The 15,628-nt window shown below is 40.1% G+C and carries 12 protein-coding genes; 10 read left to right on the forward strand and 2 right to left on the reverse strand.

The genetic code is table 11. The features are described 5' to 3' along the window. The first annotated feature begins 13 nt into the window (after positions 1-13). The 10 genes from BMY13_RS04230 (at position 14) to BMY13_RS04275 (ending at position 12,814) form a co-directional block, all read left to right on the forward strand. Entirely contained in the window at positions 14-1,459 is a 1,446-nt protein-coding gene (locus tag BMY13_RS04230; RefSeq protein WP_281243647.1) for an NAD-dependent succinate-semialdehyde dehydrogenase, read from the forward strand. A 43-nt stretch (positions 1,460-1,502) separates the two neighbouring features. Next, positions 1,503-1,877, forward strand: a complete 375-nt coding sequence (locus BMY13_RS04235) for a RidA family protein (protein WP_245736053.1) — start codon at positions 1,503-1,505, stop codon at positions 1,875-1,877. Positions 1,878-2,054: 177 nt separating this feature from the next. Next, positions 2,055-3,242, forward strand: a complete 1,188-nt coding sequence (locus BMY13_RS04240) for a M20 metallopeptidase family protein (RefSeq protein WP_245736008.1) — start codon at positions 2,055-2,057, stop codon at positions 3,240-3,242. 165 nt (positions 3,243-3,407) lie between these two features. Then, complete coding sequence (locus tag BMY13_RS04245; RefSeq protein ID WP_092502789.1) at positions 3,408-4,397, forward strand: pyridoxal-phosphate dependent enzyme; 990 nt, start codon at positions 3,408-3,410, stop codon at positions 4,395-4,397. 22 nt (positions 4,398-4,419) lie between these two features. After that, complete coding sequence (gene dat / locus BMY13_RS04250; RefSeq protein ID WP_175476706.1) at positions 4,420-5,250, forward strand: D-amino-acid transaminase; 831 nt, start codon at positions 4,420-4,422, stop codon at positions 5,248-5,250. A gap of 25 nt (positions 5,251-5,275) precedes the next feature. After that, positions 5,276-6,409 (forward strand): alanine racemase, encoded by a 1,134-nt coding sequence (gene alr / locus BMY13_RS04255; protein WP_092502793.1) that lies wholly within the window; start codon positions 5,276-5,278, stop codon positions 6,407-6,409. Between the two features lie 45 nt (positions 6,410-6,454). Then, positions 6,455-8,005, forward strand: a complete 1,551-nt coding sequence (locus BMY13_RS04260; protein ID WP_092502795.1) for a Na+/H+ antiporter NhaC family protein — start codon at positions 6,455-6,457, stop codon at positions 8,003-8,005. Positions 8,006-8,029: 24 nt separating this feature from the next. Beyond that, positions 8,030-9,118 (forward strand): tartrate dehydrogenase, encoded by a 1,089-nt coding sequence (locus BMY13_RS04265; RefSeq protein WP_092502797.1) that lies wholly within the window; start codon positions 8,030-8,032, stop codon positions 9,116-9,118. 613 nt (positions 9,119-9,731) lie between these two features. Continuing rightward, positions 9,732-11,171, forward strand: a complete 1,440-nt coding sequence (locus BMY13_RS04270; protein WP_092502799.1) for a sodium:solute symporter family protein — start codon at positions 9,732-9,734, stop codon at positions 11,169-11,171. 5 nt (positions 11,172-11,176) lie between these two features. After that, positions 11,177-12,814 carry an amidohydrolase gene (locus tag BMY13_RS04275; RefSeq protein ID WP_092502801.1) on the forward strand — a complete coding sequence of 546 codons (1,638 nt, stop codon included), beginning with the start codon at positions 11,177-11,179 and terminating at the stop codon, positions 12,812-12,814. 136 nt (positions 12,815-12,950) lie between these two features. On the opposite strand, the gene BMY13_RS04280 is transcribed toward BMY13_RS04275, so the two are convergent. Together BMY13_RS04280 and BMY13_RS04285 are read right to left on the reverse strand one after the other, a co-directional pair. Further along, positions 12,951-14,042 carry a branched-chain amino acid aminotransferase gene (locus tag BMY13_RS04280; RefSeq protein WP_092502803.1) on the reverse strand — a complete coding sequence of 364 codons (1,092 nt, stop codon included), beginning with the start codon at positions 14,040-14,042 and terminating at the stop codon, positions 12,951-12,953. Positions 14,043-14,179: 137 nt separating this feature from the next. Continuing rightward, positions 14,180-14,947 carry a 2-keto-4-pentenoate hydratase gene (locus BMY13_RS04285; RefSeq protein ID WP_092502805.1) on the reverse strand — a complete coding sequence of 256 codons (768 nt, stop codon included), beginning with the start codon at positions 14,945-14,947 and terminating at the stop codon, positions 14,180-14,182. Positions 14,948-15,628: the final 681 nt, after the last annotated feature.

Below are 15,628 nucleotides of genomic sequence, written 5' to 3' on the forward strand. Positions count from 1 at the left end.
GAGTGAAGCAAAAATGAATGAAGTAAAGACAAATAATTATTTAATGAACATTAACGGTGAATGGGTTGGTGATAGCCTGAGCACGTTAAACGTTATGAACCCAGCAAACAGTGACATTATCGGAACGGTTCCTAATGGTGGTGAAAAAGAAGCCTCACAAGCAATCAGTGCTGCACATGAAGCTTTTCAATCATGGTCAGAGCTTACTGCCTATGAACGCGCCGGTTATTTGAAAAAATTAAATCAGCTCATGCTGGATAATCTGGAAGAAGTAGCACAAGTAATGACACTTGAAATGGGTAAGCCAATTAACGAGTCAAGGGGAGAAGTGAAATATGCAGCTTCTTTTATTGAATGGTTTGCTGAGGAAGGTAAGCGGATTTATGGTGAAACAATTCCTTCACATGCGACGAATAAACGCCTGCAAGTATGGAAAAAGCCAGTTGGTGTTGTTGCAGCGATAACACCTTGGAATTTTCCGGCTGCAATGTTAACTCGTAAGATGGGTCCGGCATTGGCTGCTGGCTGTACGGTTGTAATGAAACCATCAAGTGAAAGTCCATTAACAGCTGTTAAAATAATGGAATTATGTGAGCAGGCTGGATTTCCAAAAGGTGTTATTAATCTAGTAACAGGTTCATCATCCAAAATTGCTAAGGCGATTATGGATAATGACAAGGTTCGTAAAATTACCTTTACTGGTTCAACCGAGGTTGGGAAAATTTTAATACGTCAAAGTGCTGATCAAGTGAAGCGATTATCGCTGGAACTCGGCGGTCATGCACCATTAATCGTTTTAGATGATGCTAATGTTGATTTGGCGGTTAAAGGTGTAATGGCTTCTAAATTCAGAAATGCTGGTCAAACGTGTATTTGTGCAAATCGAATTTACGTGCAGGCGGGAGTCTATGACGAGTTTGTAGAGAAGTTTGCGCAACAAGTTGAGAAATTAAAAGTCGGAAATGGTGCCGATGATTTAGTTGATATTGGACCATTAATCAATCAGGCAGGATTGGATAAGGTTAAGCATCACATGGATGACGCAGTTAAAAAAGGTGCTCATGTTGTTACGGGAGGTAAGTCTATCACAGATGACGGCGGAGTTTTCTACACACCAACAGTCGTTAAAGATGTGGACCAATCCATGGTAGTTATGCAGGAGGAAACATTTGGCCCTGTAGCACCTATTCAAAAAATTGCATCAGAAGAGGATGCCGTAAAATTAGCGAATGATACGCCATATGGGTTAGCCGCTTATGTCTTTACGGACAATGTTGCAAAAGGTCACCGTGTGATTGAACAGCTTAATTTCGGGATTGTCGGCTGGAATGACGGGGCGCCTTCAGCAGCACAGGTTCCGTTTGGTGGAATGAAAGAGAGCGGTATCGGCAGAGAAGGCGGGCATGAAGGAATCGACGCTTTTGTAGAATCACAGTATGTTTCAATTGGAATGGAATAGTGGTTGAACAGTTACTTGAAGAGGATGTGATTTTTTGAAACAGATGATACAGACGCTCAATGCTCCACAACCGAGCGGACCATATTCACAAGGCGTTCAATCTGGTAACTTTATTTTTATCTCAGGGCAAGATGGTGTTCATCCAAATGGGGATTCGGCAGGAAATACAATCGCAGCTCAAGCCGCTGCAAGTTTGGAAAATATTAAAGGTATTCTAGCTGAGAAGAATGCTAGTTTGTCAAACATTGTCCATATGACATGTCATTTAGCTAATTTGAATGAGGAAAATGTTCGAGAATTCAACAACGTATATGCATCATATTTTGAAGATGTAGAAATAAAGCCAGCGAGAATTACGATTGGCAGTCAAATGTTAGGAGTTAAAGTTGAAATCACTGCTATAGCATCCGTTAATTGATCTTGATGGAGGGAGTTGCTTAAAATTGACTCCCTTCTTTTTTAGCAGTTAATGAAGAATAAATACAGCCGCCATAGGGCGTGCACGCCACATTATAAGGGGGGGAGAAAGCAAAACACGCTTTCATGAGAATCCCTTTAACCGAATGCCACGTTTTCTAAAAGGGGGGATGTGAAGGTGTTAAAAAAAGCACAAAACATGGCTAATCAGTTATCCAAGTGGCGCCGCAAGCTTCACACTATTCCGGAATTAAGCTTTCAGGAAGTGGAAACATCAAAGTTTGTTGCTTCGGTTTTAGAAAAAATCCCAGGTATGCAGGTAGAAGCTGAAATAGGGTGTCCAACAGCAGTCGTTGGTACACTCTCGTCAGGATCTGGTCCAACAATAGCGGTTCGAGCGGATATGGATGCATTGCCAATTCATGAAGAAACGAATCATTATTTTAAGTCCCTTAATGAAGGTGTGATGCATGCTTGCGGACATGATGCACATATGGCGATTGGCTTAGGGGTTGCTAGTTTATTAGGAGAGAGCTTTCAAAATGGCGGGTTAAAAGGAACTGTGAAATTTTTATTTCAGCCTGCTGAAGAAAAGGCCGATGTCCACGGATCGACCGGTGCGCCATATATGATTAAAGCAGGGGTACTAGAGGGTGTTGATCGTGTTATAGCGCTTCATATGAGTCCTGATAATCAGCTTGGGGAGGTAAAGGTACACGATGGCTATAGCATGGCTAACGTAGATTTGTTTGATGCTACTGTTTTTGGCACTGGTGGTCACGGCGCATACCCACATTTGGGAACTGATCCAGTATGGATGCTTGGTCCTGTCCTGCAAGCTATGCACGGAATTGTGTCGCGTCGGATCTCTCCTCTTGATTCAGCAGTAATCAGTGTTGGCAGTATCCAAAGCGGTGTGGCCGGAAATGTTATCCCATCTGAAGTACAAATCAAAGGAACAATTCGGAGTTATGATCCTAATGTCCGAGAGTTATTACATGCTGAATTGGAAAAGTCCCTTTCATTAGTAAGGGTTTTTGACGGTGATTATGAATTGACGATAACTCCTGAAGACCCTTCACTAAAGAATAATCCAGCAGTTAATCAGCTCTTTCGAGAGGTTATTAGGGATATTCATCCGGAGTTTAAGGTGCTCGACACACCATTCGGCTTAGGGGGAGAAGACTTTGCACATATGACGCAGGTTGTACCCGGTGCGATGTTCTTTCTGGGTTGTGCAGTTGGTGATGGAAAAACCCGAGAACTGCATACACCGAATTTTGATATAAATGAAAAGGTTCTTCCTGTTGGCGTATCTATTTTGGGGGAAACAGTGAAACGTTTTTTGGCAGTTAAGAAAGTATAACTACTTTCTTACTGCATAAGTGCAACTAAGGCTTATCTATATTAGAGCTTGGCGATAAGCCAAGTTTTCTAAAATAAGGAATAGGTGAATCTTGGTGGAAATCGGGAGGCAGTCGCTCGAAGTCAGTTATCTTATGTGTACTTTAGTCCAAAAAGGGGGGATAGAATGGCTGGAAAATCTGTTGTGCTACGTGATGTCTGGAAAGCGAAGAAGCGGATTTCTTCCGTTGTTAAGAAATCCCCGCTGATTTATTCCCCTGTATTATCGGAATTTGCAGGTACGTCGGTTCATTTAAAATTGGAAAACTTAAATGTAAGCGATTCATTTAAAATCAGGGGAGCAACAAATAAGATTTTGAGTCTAACGCCTGAGAAACAGGAACGTGGTATCACAACGTTCTCGACAGGGAATTTTGGGATGAGTGTAGCTTATGTAGCAAAAAAACTGGGAATTAATGCTACGATTTGTATTTCGAAACGAGTTCCAAATGGGAAGGTTAATACTCTAAAGCGTTCAGGGGCTGAGATAGAAATATATGGTGAGTCACAGGATGATGCGGAAAGACGCAGTTACCAGCTGGAACGAGAACAAGGTCTGACTGTCATTCATCCATTTGATGACCCTTATATTATTTCTGGGCAAGGAACGATTGGTTTGGAATTATTAGAGGATTTGCCTGAGGTTGATACAGTGATTGGCGGGCTATCTGGTGGTGGTCTGCACTCCGGATTAGGAGTAGCATTGAAATCAACTGATCCGGATATTCAGGTGATAGGAGCATCAACAGAGCACGGTGCGACAATGTATGAGAGTATTCAAGCTGGAAAGCCTATCATCGTGGAAGAACAGAACACATTAGCTGATAGTTTGCTAGGAGGAATTGGTCTCAACAATAGTTACACGTTTGATATGGTTCAGCAGTATGTCGATGAAATTATTTTGCTGAATGAAGATGAAATTGCTGAGGGAATGGGATTTATGCTGGATAATCACCGGATGATTATCGAAGGTGCAGCTGCTTCCGGAATCGGCGCAATTTTGAATAACAGAATACAGCTTGGCAGCGAGGTTGTAGTTGTTATTAGTGGCTGCAGTGTCGAAACATCCGTCATATTGGATATAGCAAACAAATATAATTCGACAATTCCAGAGTGAAAAGGTAAAGGAGGTTTTTGTGTTGAATAAAATGCTTTTCAATGACCGGATTATGGATAGGAAAAACCTGGTCGATATAGAGGATCGCGGCTATCAATTCGGAGATGGAATCTATGAAGTTATCGGTGTCTATGATGGTAAACCGCTGATGCTTGATGAACATTTGGAACGGCTGGAAAGAAGTGCAAAAGAAATTAAGTTAAACATGTCTAGTTCAATTGGAAATTTGAAAACCAAGCTCGAAGAATTAGTATCGGCGAATAGCTTGAACGAAGGCATTATTTATATGCAGGTTTCAAGAGGGGCTGCCGCAAGATGGCATGAATTTCCGAACGCAGATACTTCAACCGTAACTGTGGCTTATACTAGGGCTGAGGATCGAGCGAATAACGTGGAAGATCAGGGTGCAACAGCAGTTTTGACGGAAGACATTCGCTGGTTAAGGTGTGATATCAAGACACTTAATCTACTTCCGAATGTGTTGGCTAAACAAGAGGCTGTTGAGCATGGTGCAATTGAAGCTATCCTTCATCGTGGTGAGATCGTTACGGAGGCGAGTGCTTCGAATGTATTTATGGTGAAAGATGGTGAATTGTACACACATCCAGCTGACAACTATATTTTAAATGGGATTACCAGGAGAAAGATAATTCAATTGTGTGAGGCGTTAAATTTAAAAGTAAATGAACAGACGTACACAGTCGATGAATTACTGAATGCAGATGAAGTATTTATTTCAGCTACCAAGTTGGATGTTGTGCCGATCCTGAAAGTTGATGATCACACAATAGGTAATGGGGAACCTGGGGAAATCACAAAACAAATAGTGAAGGAGTTTCGCTCGCTTTACTAGAGGATTTTAGGGGAGGGACTGAACTGTGTCGTATTCAATAACAATGACGTCTGGAAGTCCAACAATAGCGGAAGTGAATTTGGCAGCTTTCAACGAAAATGTAAGGACACTAAAAAAAGCAGTTGGAAACAGCATGCTTATGGCCGTGATAAAAACAAATGGATATGGACACGGTTCTGTTCCAATCGGACGTGAAGCTGTTAAAGCAGGGGCAGACCGGCTTGGTGTCACAACTGTTGAGGAAGGAGCATTGCTCCGGGAAAGCGGCATATCTGTACCTATTCATCTGTTAGGTTCCATTATGCCTGAACAAGCAGCGGATGCTGTTTATTATGGATTAACAGCATCTGTTTCTTCAATAAAACTGGCACATGCAATTAGCGATGAGGCAACAAGGGAAGGAAAAACAATACCAGTACATTTAAAAATAGATACTGGACTTCACAGGTTTGGGATTTCCCCAGGTGAAGCTAGCAATTTCTGCAAGTCGTGTTACAACCTTCCTGGATTGCAGTGGGAAGGTATATACACCCATTTTTCCAGTGCCGATGAAGGGGATTGGGAAACAACTGAGCAGCAATATAAATTATTTATCGACACAGTATCTAAGCTACATGACTTGGGATTTAATTTTCTGATTCGCCATGTTGGTGCTTCGACTGTTGCTATCGAAAGAAAGGATATGCATTTGGATATGGTTAGGTCCGGCATTGCTTTATTTGGATATCCGCCTGAACTTCATCAACGTGATTTAATTTCGCTAAAACCAGTTATGCAATTGAAATCCAAAATTTTGCATGTTCGGGAGTTGCCGCCAAACACTCCAATTGGCTATGGTGGCTGCTATGTCACTACCACTGCTGAAAAGATTGCTATCGTACCTGTTGGGCATGGTGATGGTTATCAGCGAGCCTTATCTAATAAGGGTGAAATGCTTGTTAGGGGACATCGAGCCAAGATTGTTGGAACGATTTCCCTAGACCAAACGGTTATAGACGTCACGAACGTACCGGATGTTTGCGAAGGGGACGAAGTTGTTATGATGGGCGGTCAGGGAAAGGAGGAAATTCTAGCACGTGAAATAGCAGGATGGATGGACAGCATCGTGGATGAAGTTTTGTCGAGTTTAATGGAAAGAATTCGGCGAGTATATGTTTAATAGACTTTATTTGCAATATTACTAATAAGAAAAGGGGAAAACACTATGGACTTTTTATCTGTTGTCCCACCGATTGTTGCGGTGGTACTTGCAATTTTAACGAAACGTGTCTTGTTTTCATTGTTTATTTGTATTTTGGTAGGTGGTTTAATTGCTGCGGGAGGAAACCCATTTGGTGCAGTAGGGGAAACCTTTACATGGATGAAGGATGTTATGACTGATCCTTGGAACGCACGATTTCTCGTTATGACGGCGTTACTTGGGACAGGTGCTGCCTTTATGTTCAAGACAGGCGGTTCAGATGGTCTGATACGATTATTGGAAAAGAAATTAACTACTAGAAAAAGAGTTCAATTTTTACCTTACCTTTTAGGAATGCTCATCTTTTTTAACGATTACGTGAACTCTGTCATTGTTGGAAATGCTTCAAAAGATATTACCGCTAAACATAAGGTATCGAGGGAAAAGTTATCTTACATACTAGACTCGACAGCTGCTCCGATAGCGACAATAGGACCAGTTTCCGACTGGATTGGCTTCCAGGTATCTTTGATTGCCGCAGCCTTTGCAAGCCTTAGCATTGTAGGTGCAGAACCTTACTTCGCATTTTTACAATCAATTCCGTGGAACTTTTATGCAATACTATGTCTGTTAGCCGTTCCGATGATCATTGCCGGTAAGGATTTTGGTCCAATGGCAAAAGCCGAACACCGAGCACAGACAACTGGCAAATTAATACCTGATGGATCAACACCCTTATCTTCTGTTGATCAGGATCTAGGTGAACCACATAAGAAAGAAGGTAGTGTCTGGAATTTCATTCTTCCACTTGTAACACTTATTTCAGTAAGTATTTGGGGATTATGGTATTCAGGTGGTGGTGCTACAGGGATTTCGATTATGGATGCACTTGCAGCTACTGATGTTTCCGTTGCTTTAACATGGGGCGCATTTGCGATGACGACGGTCGGCATTATTCTGGCACTTATCCAGGGTATGAGCCTGAAAAAGTGTGAAGAAACATTGCTTGGTGGTATTCGAACAATGCTTCCTGCACTAGTAATTATCATATTGGCCTGGTCCATTGGAACAGTCACATCGGTCCTTGGCACAGCGGAATTCGTTGTTAGTGCAACAGAAGGGTGGATGACCGCAGCCCTAGTCCCATTTCTTGTATTTGCGATAGGTATGTTTATCTCATTTGCAACCGGTACATCATGGGGCACAATGTCAATACTGACTCCAATTGCAATTCCAATGGCATATACCTTTGGTGGCATGGATTTAGTTCATATTGTAATTGGTGCTGTTTTTGCCGGGGCAATTTTTGGAGATCATGTTTCGCCAATTTCAGATACGACTGTTATGGCCTCCATATTCGCTGAGTCCGATCATATCGCCCATGTTAACACGCAGATTCCATATGCTATGGTACCAGCGGGAATTGCGGGCGTTTTATATTTGTCGTACACCTTAATTGGAAGCAGTATTGTACTGTTGATTGTGGGTATCATCGCTCAGTTCTTCCTGCTTCGTTATTTGGGTAATCGGAATGAGAAGAAGTTTATAGAAGATGAAAAGAGGATTGGAGCGTAATTTTAGTTACAGAAAGGAGCTACTATGAAAAATTTCGATATTGCACTAATCCCAGGCGATGGTATTGGACCGGAAGTTGTGACAGAGGGTGTGAAAGTTCTAAAAGCAATTGAAAAAATGGATACCAACCTTTCCTTCTCCTTCACAGAGTTTCCTTGGGGCTGTGAACACTATCTAAAAACCGGAAAGATGATGGATGACGATGGCATTGATAAATTAAGACATTTTGATGCTATCTATTTAGGTGCTGTTGGGTACCCTGGAGTACCTGATCATATTTCATTATGGGAACTTCTATTACGAATCCGAAAAGAATTTGATCAGTATGTTAACTTGCGACCAGTCATACTATTAAATCAGTCGCTGACACCATTGAAATCAAAAACGGAAGAGGATATTGATTTCCTTGTTATCCGCGAAAATAGTGAGGGTGAGTATGCTGGGGCAGGGGACTGGCTGTTTAAAGGACAGCCTGAAGAGGTGGTATTGCAAACTGGCGTGTTTTCCCGTAAAGGTACAGAGAGAATCATCCGTTATGCTTATGAGGAAGCTCGCAAGTCAAATAGAACACTCACAAGCATAAGTAAAGGCAACGCACTTAACTATTCGATGGTATTCTGGGATGAAGTATTTGAAGAAGTGGGAAAAGAATATCCTGATGTCGAGACGTATTCTTATCTTGTTGATGCTGCCAGTCTGTATTTAGTATCAGACCCCGAGCGGTTTGAGGTTGTAGTAACATCCAATCTCTTTGGTGATATCATAACAGATCTCGGCGCTGGAATAACCGGAGGACTTGGGCTTGCAACAGGTGCCAATGTAAATCCTGAAAAGCAATACCCTTCTATGTTTGAGCCTGTACATGGATCTGCTCCGGATATTGCTGGAAAAGGGATAGCTAACCCGATTGCAGCTATTTGGTCTGTTAGTCAGATGTTAGATTTTTTTGGAGAAGAACGTTGGGGTAAAGCAGTACTAACTACGATACAGGATATGGTTAAAGAAACAGAGATGCTGACCCCGGATTTAGGTGGAAATGCTGCTACAGGGGATGTAGGCGATTCATTCATTGAAAAATTGAAAATAACTGCTGACACTATTAAAGTTAAATAATTTTAATAGGGTTGCTAGTTTACTATTTTACTGGCGAATTCAATTTTGGGAGAGAAAAATGCTAATAACATTGGAAATCATTTAATAGTTAGTATACATTTTGCCCCTATTGTTGAAGAATCTATTTTTAACGGAATGAGGATCCAGTTTACTATTTTGGCGGATCCTCATTCCGTTATTTCCTTGAAAACCCCCGTTTTAGGCTTGGGTTCGGATCCTCATTCCGGTATTCGCCATTTTTGCCTCAAAATTGGCTGATTTTCAGCTATTAGCGGAACGAGGATTCACTTCGATTGGTTGGCGGGCGAGTGGTAACACTTTATCCCCCTTATTGTATAATCCTGCCAGTTTAAGTACATACCATATAATTGAAGTAGTCGTAATTCACTTCTCTTGTGTCAACAACAAAGTTTTATAAAATAGAAAGTTCTAAAGATAACCAAAAGATTTCGGCAAAATTCAACACTTATTACGGTATTCCGACACACAGAATACATATCTCCTACATTCCATAAAATAATAGCAAATACTCGTACACCCTTTACAATCTGCTATTATACAAGGTTTTTGTACTAATATATAATGAATATTAGTACAATTTTGGAGGTTAAACATGAGTTGGTATTTATTTTACTTTATCATTTATTTTGGATTTCTTTTTGGGATGGGTTTTTGGTACTTTTTCCGTGTCAAAGGATCAGATGATTACTTAATTGCAGGCTGGAATATGGGCTATTGGTCAATCGTAGGAACTATAATTAGTACGTTCTGTGGTGCAGCAGTATTTATCGGCTGGGTAGGAATGGGATTTACAGTTGGTATGTCAGGCTTTTTTAAATTTGCTTTGCCAGCATACATATTTACACTATTATTAATTGTATTGTTTGCCAAGCCGCTTCGTCGCCAGCGACTATATACATTAGCGGATTTATTTAGTGAACGATTCGGCAGTAAGACTGGAATCTTTCCTTCAATATTATCTGCATTTATCTATTCAGTACCGACATTAGCACTGCAAATAGTTGGGATGTCAACGGTCTTTACGTTGGCATTTGATATGTCATTTAATGCAGGTGTTATTGTGTCATTTGCATTAATTTTAGGATTTACTATTTTGGGTGGTTTACCTGCGACTATAATTACGGATGCGATTCAGTCAGTTATTTTAGTGGTTGGTATTATCATGTTGTTTATTGCAAGTATCATGTATGGAGGAGGCTTGAAAGAGATTCTTGCCACAACTCCTGCAGATTATTTAACACCATTTGGAAAAGAAGGGGTTACCGCTGTCTTAATTTATGCGCTATCAGTTGGCCCATTTTATTTAATTTGGCAATCCACCTGGCAGCGAATTTTCGCTTCGAAATCTGAAGAGGTAGCGCGCAAGGCTGGGATAACAGCTGTTATCATAGGTGCCCTGATTTCTATTTTGCCATACGGAATTGGAGTTATTGCCCGTGGGTTTGTACCTTCAGATATTAATCCTGATTTGATCTTCTCCTATGTAACAATTGAATTGCTGCCGCCAGCTCTTGGTGGAATTATCCTAGTTGGTCTACTTTCAGCTTTAATGACAGGAGCGGATTCATTTATTCTTCAGGGGAGTTCGAATTTGACGAAGGATTTATATGCCCGATTGATTAAACCGGATGCTGATGAACGTCAAATGATGCGGGTATCACGCTGGAGTGTAGTAATTATTTCAGTGTTGGGCTTAATTGTCGCATATAACATTACAGATATTATTACGATTTATCAGTGGGCACTGCGACTATCCGCGGTAACACTTGTTTTTCCATTTCTTGCAGTTATGTTCTGGAAACGTGTAACAGCTATGGGTGGTTTATCATCCATGATTCTGTCAGCAACTATCACAATTTTCTGGCCATTTTTAGATATGCCGATAGATGTAACGATAGTAGGATTTACTGTTTCTTTAATAACATTAATAGTTGTTAGTCTTCTAACACAGCATTCAAAAAGAGAAAAAGTTCATGCAGTTTATTTTGAGGATTTTATACAATCAGATGAAGATGTTCATGAAAGGAGTTAACTTGATTGAGTTATGATAAAGTCATATATAATGGAAACATTCTTACATTAGAAGATAGTCGAGCTGCTAATGCGGTAGGGGTCTCCGATGGAAAAATCGCAAAAATATGGTTTGATAATCTGGAAACTGAAACAAAAGCCAATCAGTGGATTGATTTAGACGGGCGCACTCTTATTCCGGGTTTCATCGATACCCATAATCACTTATTTATGTTTTCACAGCAAAAGCAACAATTGAATTGTTCGACTCCTCCAAACAAAACAGTGAATGATATTTTGTCTATTGTGAAAATGGAAATCAAAGGGAAACCGGATGGGCAATGGATTGTAGGGGCTGGATATGATAACACAAAACTTGCAGAGAACCGTCATATAACCCGTAAAGACTTAGATGAAGTTTCTCCAGATCATCCTGTATTTATTCGGCATATTTCCGGACATCTTGCTATAGTAAACTCAAAGGCACTTGAGTACTGTGAGGTATCTGAAGCTATTGAGAATCCATCCGGAGGGCACTTCGGACGTGATGCAGATGGTAAACTTGACGGGGTACTATATGAGTTGCCGGTATTGGAACGTGTCATGCATCGAATGCCTCAGGCAACTACGGATGAGTTGGTTGATCAGTTGGAAGCGGCAGCACGCGATTATTTGAAGGTAGGAATAACGACTAGTACGGATGCAGCTGTAGGTCTCGATTTAGGGTTTGAAGAATACAAGGCACATATGGAAGCGGTTCGTACTAGGAAAAACCCGTTGTATATGCGCTATATGATCATGCACCACTTATTTGATGATGGTGAGTTTATGGGATTTGATGCAGAAGAAATGGGGCAGCGAATTGATAACGATACGAATGGTCGTGGAAAATTGGACAGTGTAAAGCTCTTTCAGGATGGATCAATCCAGGGGCGAACTGCTGCTTTGCGTGATGGCTATTATGGAGATGAATATTTCAATGGTGAGCTTATACATTCTCAGGAAACCTTGAATGCATTATACCAGCGATTTCATAACGAAGGATTTCGGATTACAACACATGGGAATGGAGACCTGGCGATTGCTTCAATTATTGAAGGATATTCGAAAGCATTGGACCTGCGACCTAAAGAAAATCACCTTCATCGGATTGAACATTTACAAACTGCAAGAGAACAGGATTTAGAAAGAATGGCCAGGTATGATATTGCGGCATCTGTTTTCATTAACCATGTCTATTATTGGGGTGATGATCACCGTGATATTTTCCTGGGACCAGATCGGGGAGCAAAAATAGATCCACTTGCAAGTGTGTCTGATCATGGAATACTATACACACTGCATTCTGATTGTCCGATCACGCCGATTTCTCCACTGTTTTCCATATGGGCTGCCGTAAATCGTCTTACAAAGGATGGATATGTGCTTGGTGAGGATGAAAAGATATCCGTACTGGAAGGCTTGAAGTCTATGACCATTTATGGTGCGAAACTCAATGGTACAGAAGATGTTAATGGTTCTATAAAAGAAGGAAAGCGTGCTGATTTTGCAATATTGGATCGAAATCTGCTTGAATTAGATCCGGTGGAAATTAAGGATGTTGTCATTGAGTCAACAATGATTGACGGTGAAGTAGTATTTCAACGTGAGCAGGAAAATAAGTAATATTAATAATGCAACCCCCTAGTTAATGCAGCTAGGGGGTTACATTTTTCAGCAGTTAAAAAAGCATGAATGCTGTCTTACTGCATAAGTGCAAGGCTTCCGCCATCAAGGATTGGCGATAAGCCAAGTTTTCTAATTATTTAACTTTACTAACTGCTTTCACTTTCTCGATCCAGCCAAATGGGTCTTCCTGTTTTCCATATTGAATACCTGTTAATGTGTCATAAAGTTTTTTGGAAACTGAGCCTGTTTCCGCGTTGTTAATTATAATATGATCGCCATTCCATGTTAACTGACCAATTGGTGAAATAACTGCAGCAGTACCAGCTCCGAATGCTTCCTCCAGTGATCCATTCTCATGTGCGTCATATAATTCCTGCATGGAAATTTTTCGTTCAACAACGGGAATATCCCAGTGTTTCAATAATTCGATCACAGAGTCCCTCGTCACACCTTTTAAAATACTTCCATTTAATGCTGGGGTCACGATTTCTCCATTTATTTTAAAGAACACATTCATACTGCCGACTTCTTCAATGTATTCCCTCTCAACTCCATCAAGCCATAATACCTGTGCATATCCACTGTTTGCAACTAGTTCCTGTGCTTTTAAACTGGCTGCATAGTTTCCGCCAGTTTTGGCTTCACCGGTTCCTCCTGCTACTGTGCGTACATATTTATTTTCCACAGCAATTTTAACAGGATTAATTCCTTCTTTATAATAAGCACCAACCGGTGAAAGGATAACAATAAATTGATAATGTCGTGATGGTGCAACACCAAGATAAGCCTCAGTAGATATAATAAAAGGGCGGATGTAGAGTGATGTTCCATCAGCTTTTGGAATCCAATCCTTATCGATACCGACTAGCTGTTTGATTGCGTGTAGAGCAAATTCTTCGTCAAGCTCCGGGATACATAGCCGGTCGTTTGATCGGTTTATCCGCTCAAGGTTTTTTTTAGGTCGAAATAATTGTGCATCCCCTTCAGGTGTATGATATGCTTTCAACCCTTCAAAAACGGATTGACCGTAATGGAATACCATTGCAGAGGGATCAATCGAAAGTGGTTGATACGGTATAATACGTGCATCATGCCACCCCAAAGAATCTGAATAATCCATGATAAACATATGGTCGGTGAAGATTCTTCCAAATTCCAATTCATCCGACTTTGGCTTTACTTTTCCTGTTGAACAATAATTAACTTTAATTGAATGATTATCCATGTCGCCAGCCCCCTGTGGTGTAAAAATTTGATATCAATGTTACGGCATATTTTATGTTAATGCAATACTAAATTGTGATAATTATTAAACTTTTTAGGTGTGTGCCTGTTACACCATTTATCGTGCAATTTTTACAATTATAATACGTCAAGATTAACTGAACCAACTCTATCAAAAGAAACCTGATATTTTCCTTTTTCAAGAGGTTTAGGCAGAATGAATGTACCAGATGAGATGATCATTCCTTTTTGAATTGTTCGTCCTTTTTTAGCCAGTTCTTCGATAAGCCATTGGATTGCATGAACAGGATTACCAAGCACTTCGGTCGACGGGCCTTGTGCAATTATTTCGCCATTTAATGTAAGATTTGCATTTATATTTGTTAATTGGTCATAAGATATTCCCTCGACTGGTTCTCCAACAATCACATTACCAGCAACTGCACTATCTGCAATAACTTGACCTAAACTGAGTTTTGGAAACCAATCATTGAAACGTGAATCTGGAATTTCCAGTCCTGGTGCAATACTCATTTTCTGTAATATAGAATGTATGTCATCTGTTGCCGATAGATCTTCATGTGCAATAAACATTAGCTCAATTTCGATAAGAGGGGATAGCATTTTTTTAAAATCAATCGATCCGTCAGAAAGACTCGATTTTGTTAATGCACCATATAAAGGTGTTGTGGAATTGAATAATTGCTGTGTTTCTTCACTTGTTAAACTTATTTTATAGCCTATCAATTTATCATTGCTATTGGCTGATTTCAGCTCAGTGAGTTGATGCTGGACACTGTATGCATCTTCTTTACTAATAGTTTCTGGAATCTCTTCCTTGGAAATAGCTTGTCCAAGACTGTATGCATTATATAGCGTATTTACCAGATTAGTAGTATTGGTCATTGCTTCAGGCCCCTTTTTTATATAGTTGATAAATATATTAACAGAAAATTATCGATTGTGTAATGTATTTCAACACGTTGTGTGTATAGTTTCCAATTTTTAGTGAATGTTACTTAAATGAGAACAGACTAACAATAAAAGTGGTGATGTTATTGCGAAGGTATATTATTATGACTGGATTGGTTTTTCTGATTCTGATGCCCATGAGATTAGTAAACGCAGAGAACATAGAGGTTGAACAACAGCACAATTGGGAAGAATTAAGCACCAATCATGAAGTTATTCAAACAGAGACGCACAATTATTATTACTGGAAAAATTTTATCAGGCAGACAGGAACTTGTGAAATTTCACTTAAACTAAAAACAGTTGTGTATTATTGTGACCTGCATAATCATACAAAGACAAAGTCAAATTTAGAGGAAAGGCTGCACAGTGAAAGGCATTAGTACTGTTCAGTAAGCTTGACTAGGACTTCTTACTACTACAATCGATTCCAAGCGATGAAAAGTGTCATTAACTAAAGAAAAATATTTTTAGTTTTAATGACACTTTTATCCTTCGAGATTCGAATGTAGTAGTAGAGAAGATCGTTTTATCCTATAATGTGATTAATCCCAGTTGACTGAAGGAATATTAGAAGTATCCATCGAATAAATACAGTAATAGTGTGAAACGGAG

The organism is Virgibacillus subterraneus (assembly GCF_900110695.1).
In the GTDB taxonomy this organism is placed as follows: Bacteria; Bacillota; Bacilli; order Bacillales; family Amphibacillaceae; genus Lentibacillus; species Lentibacillus subterraneus.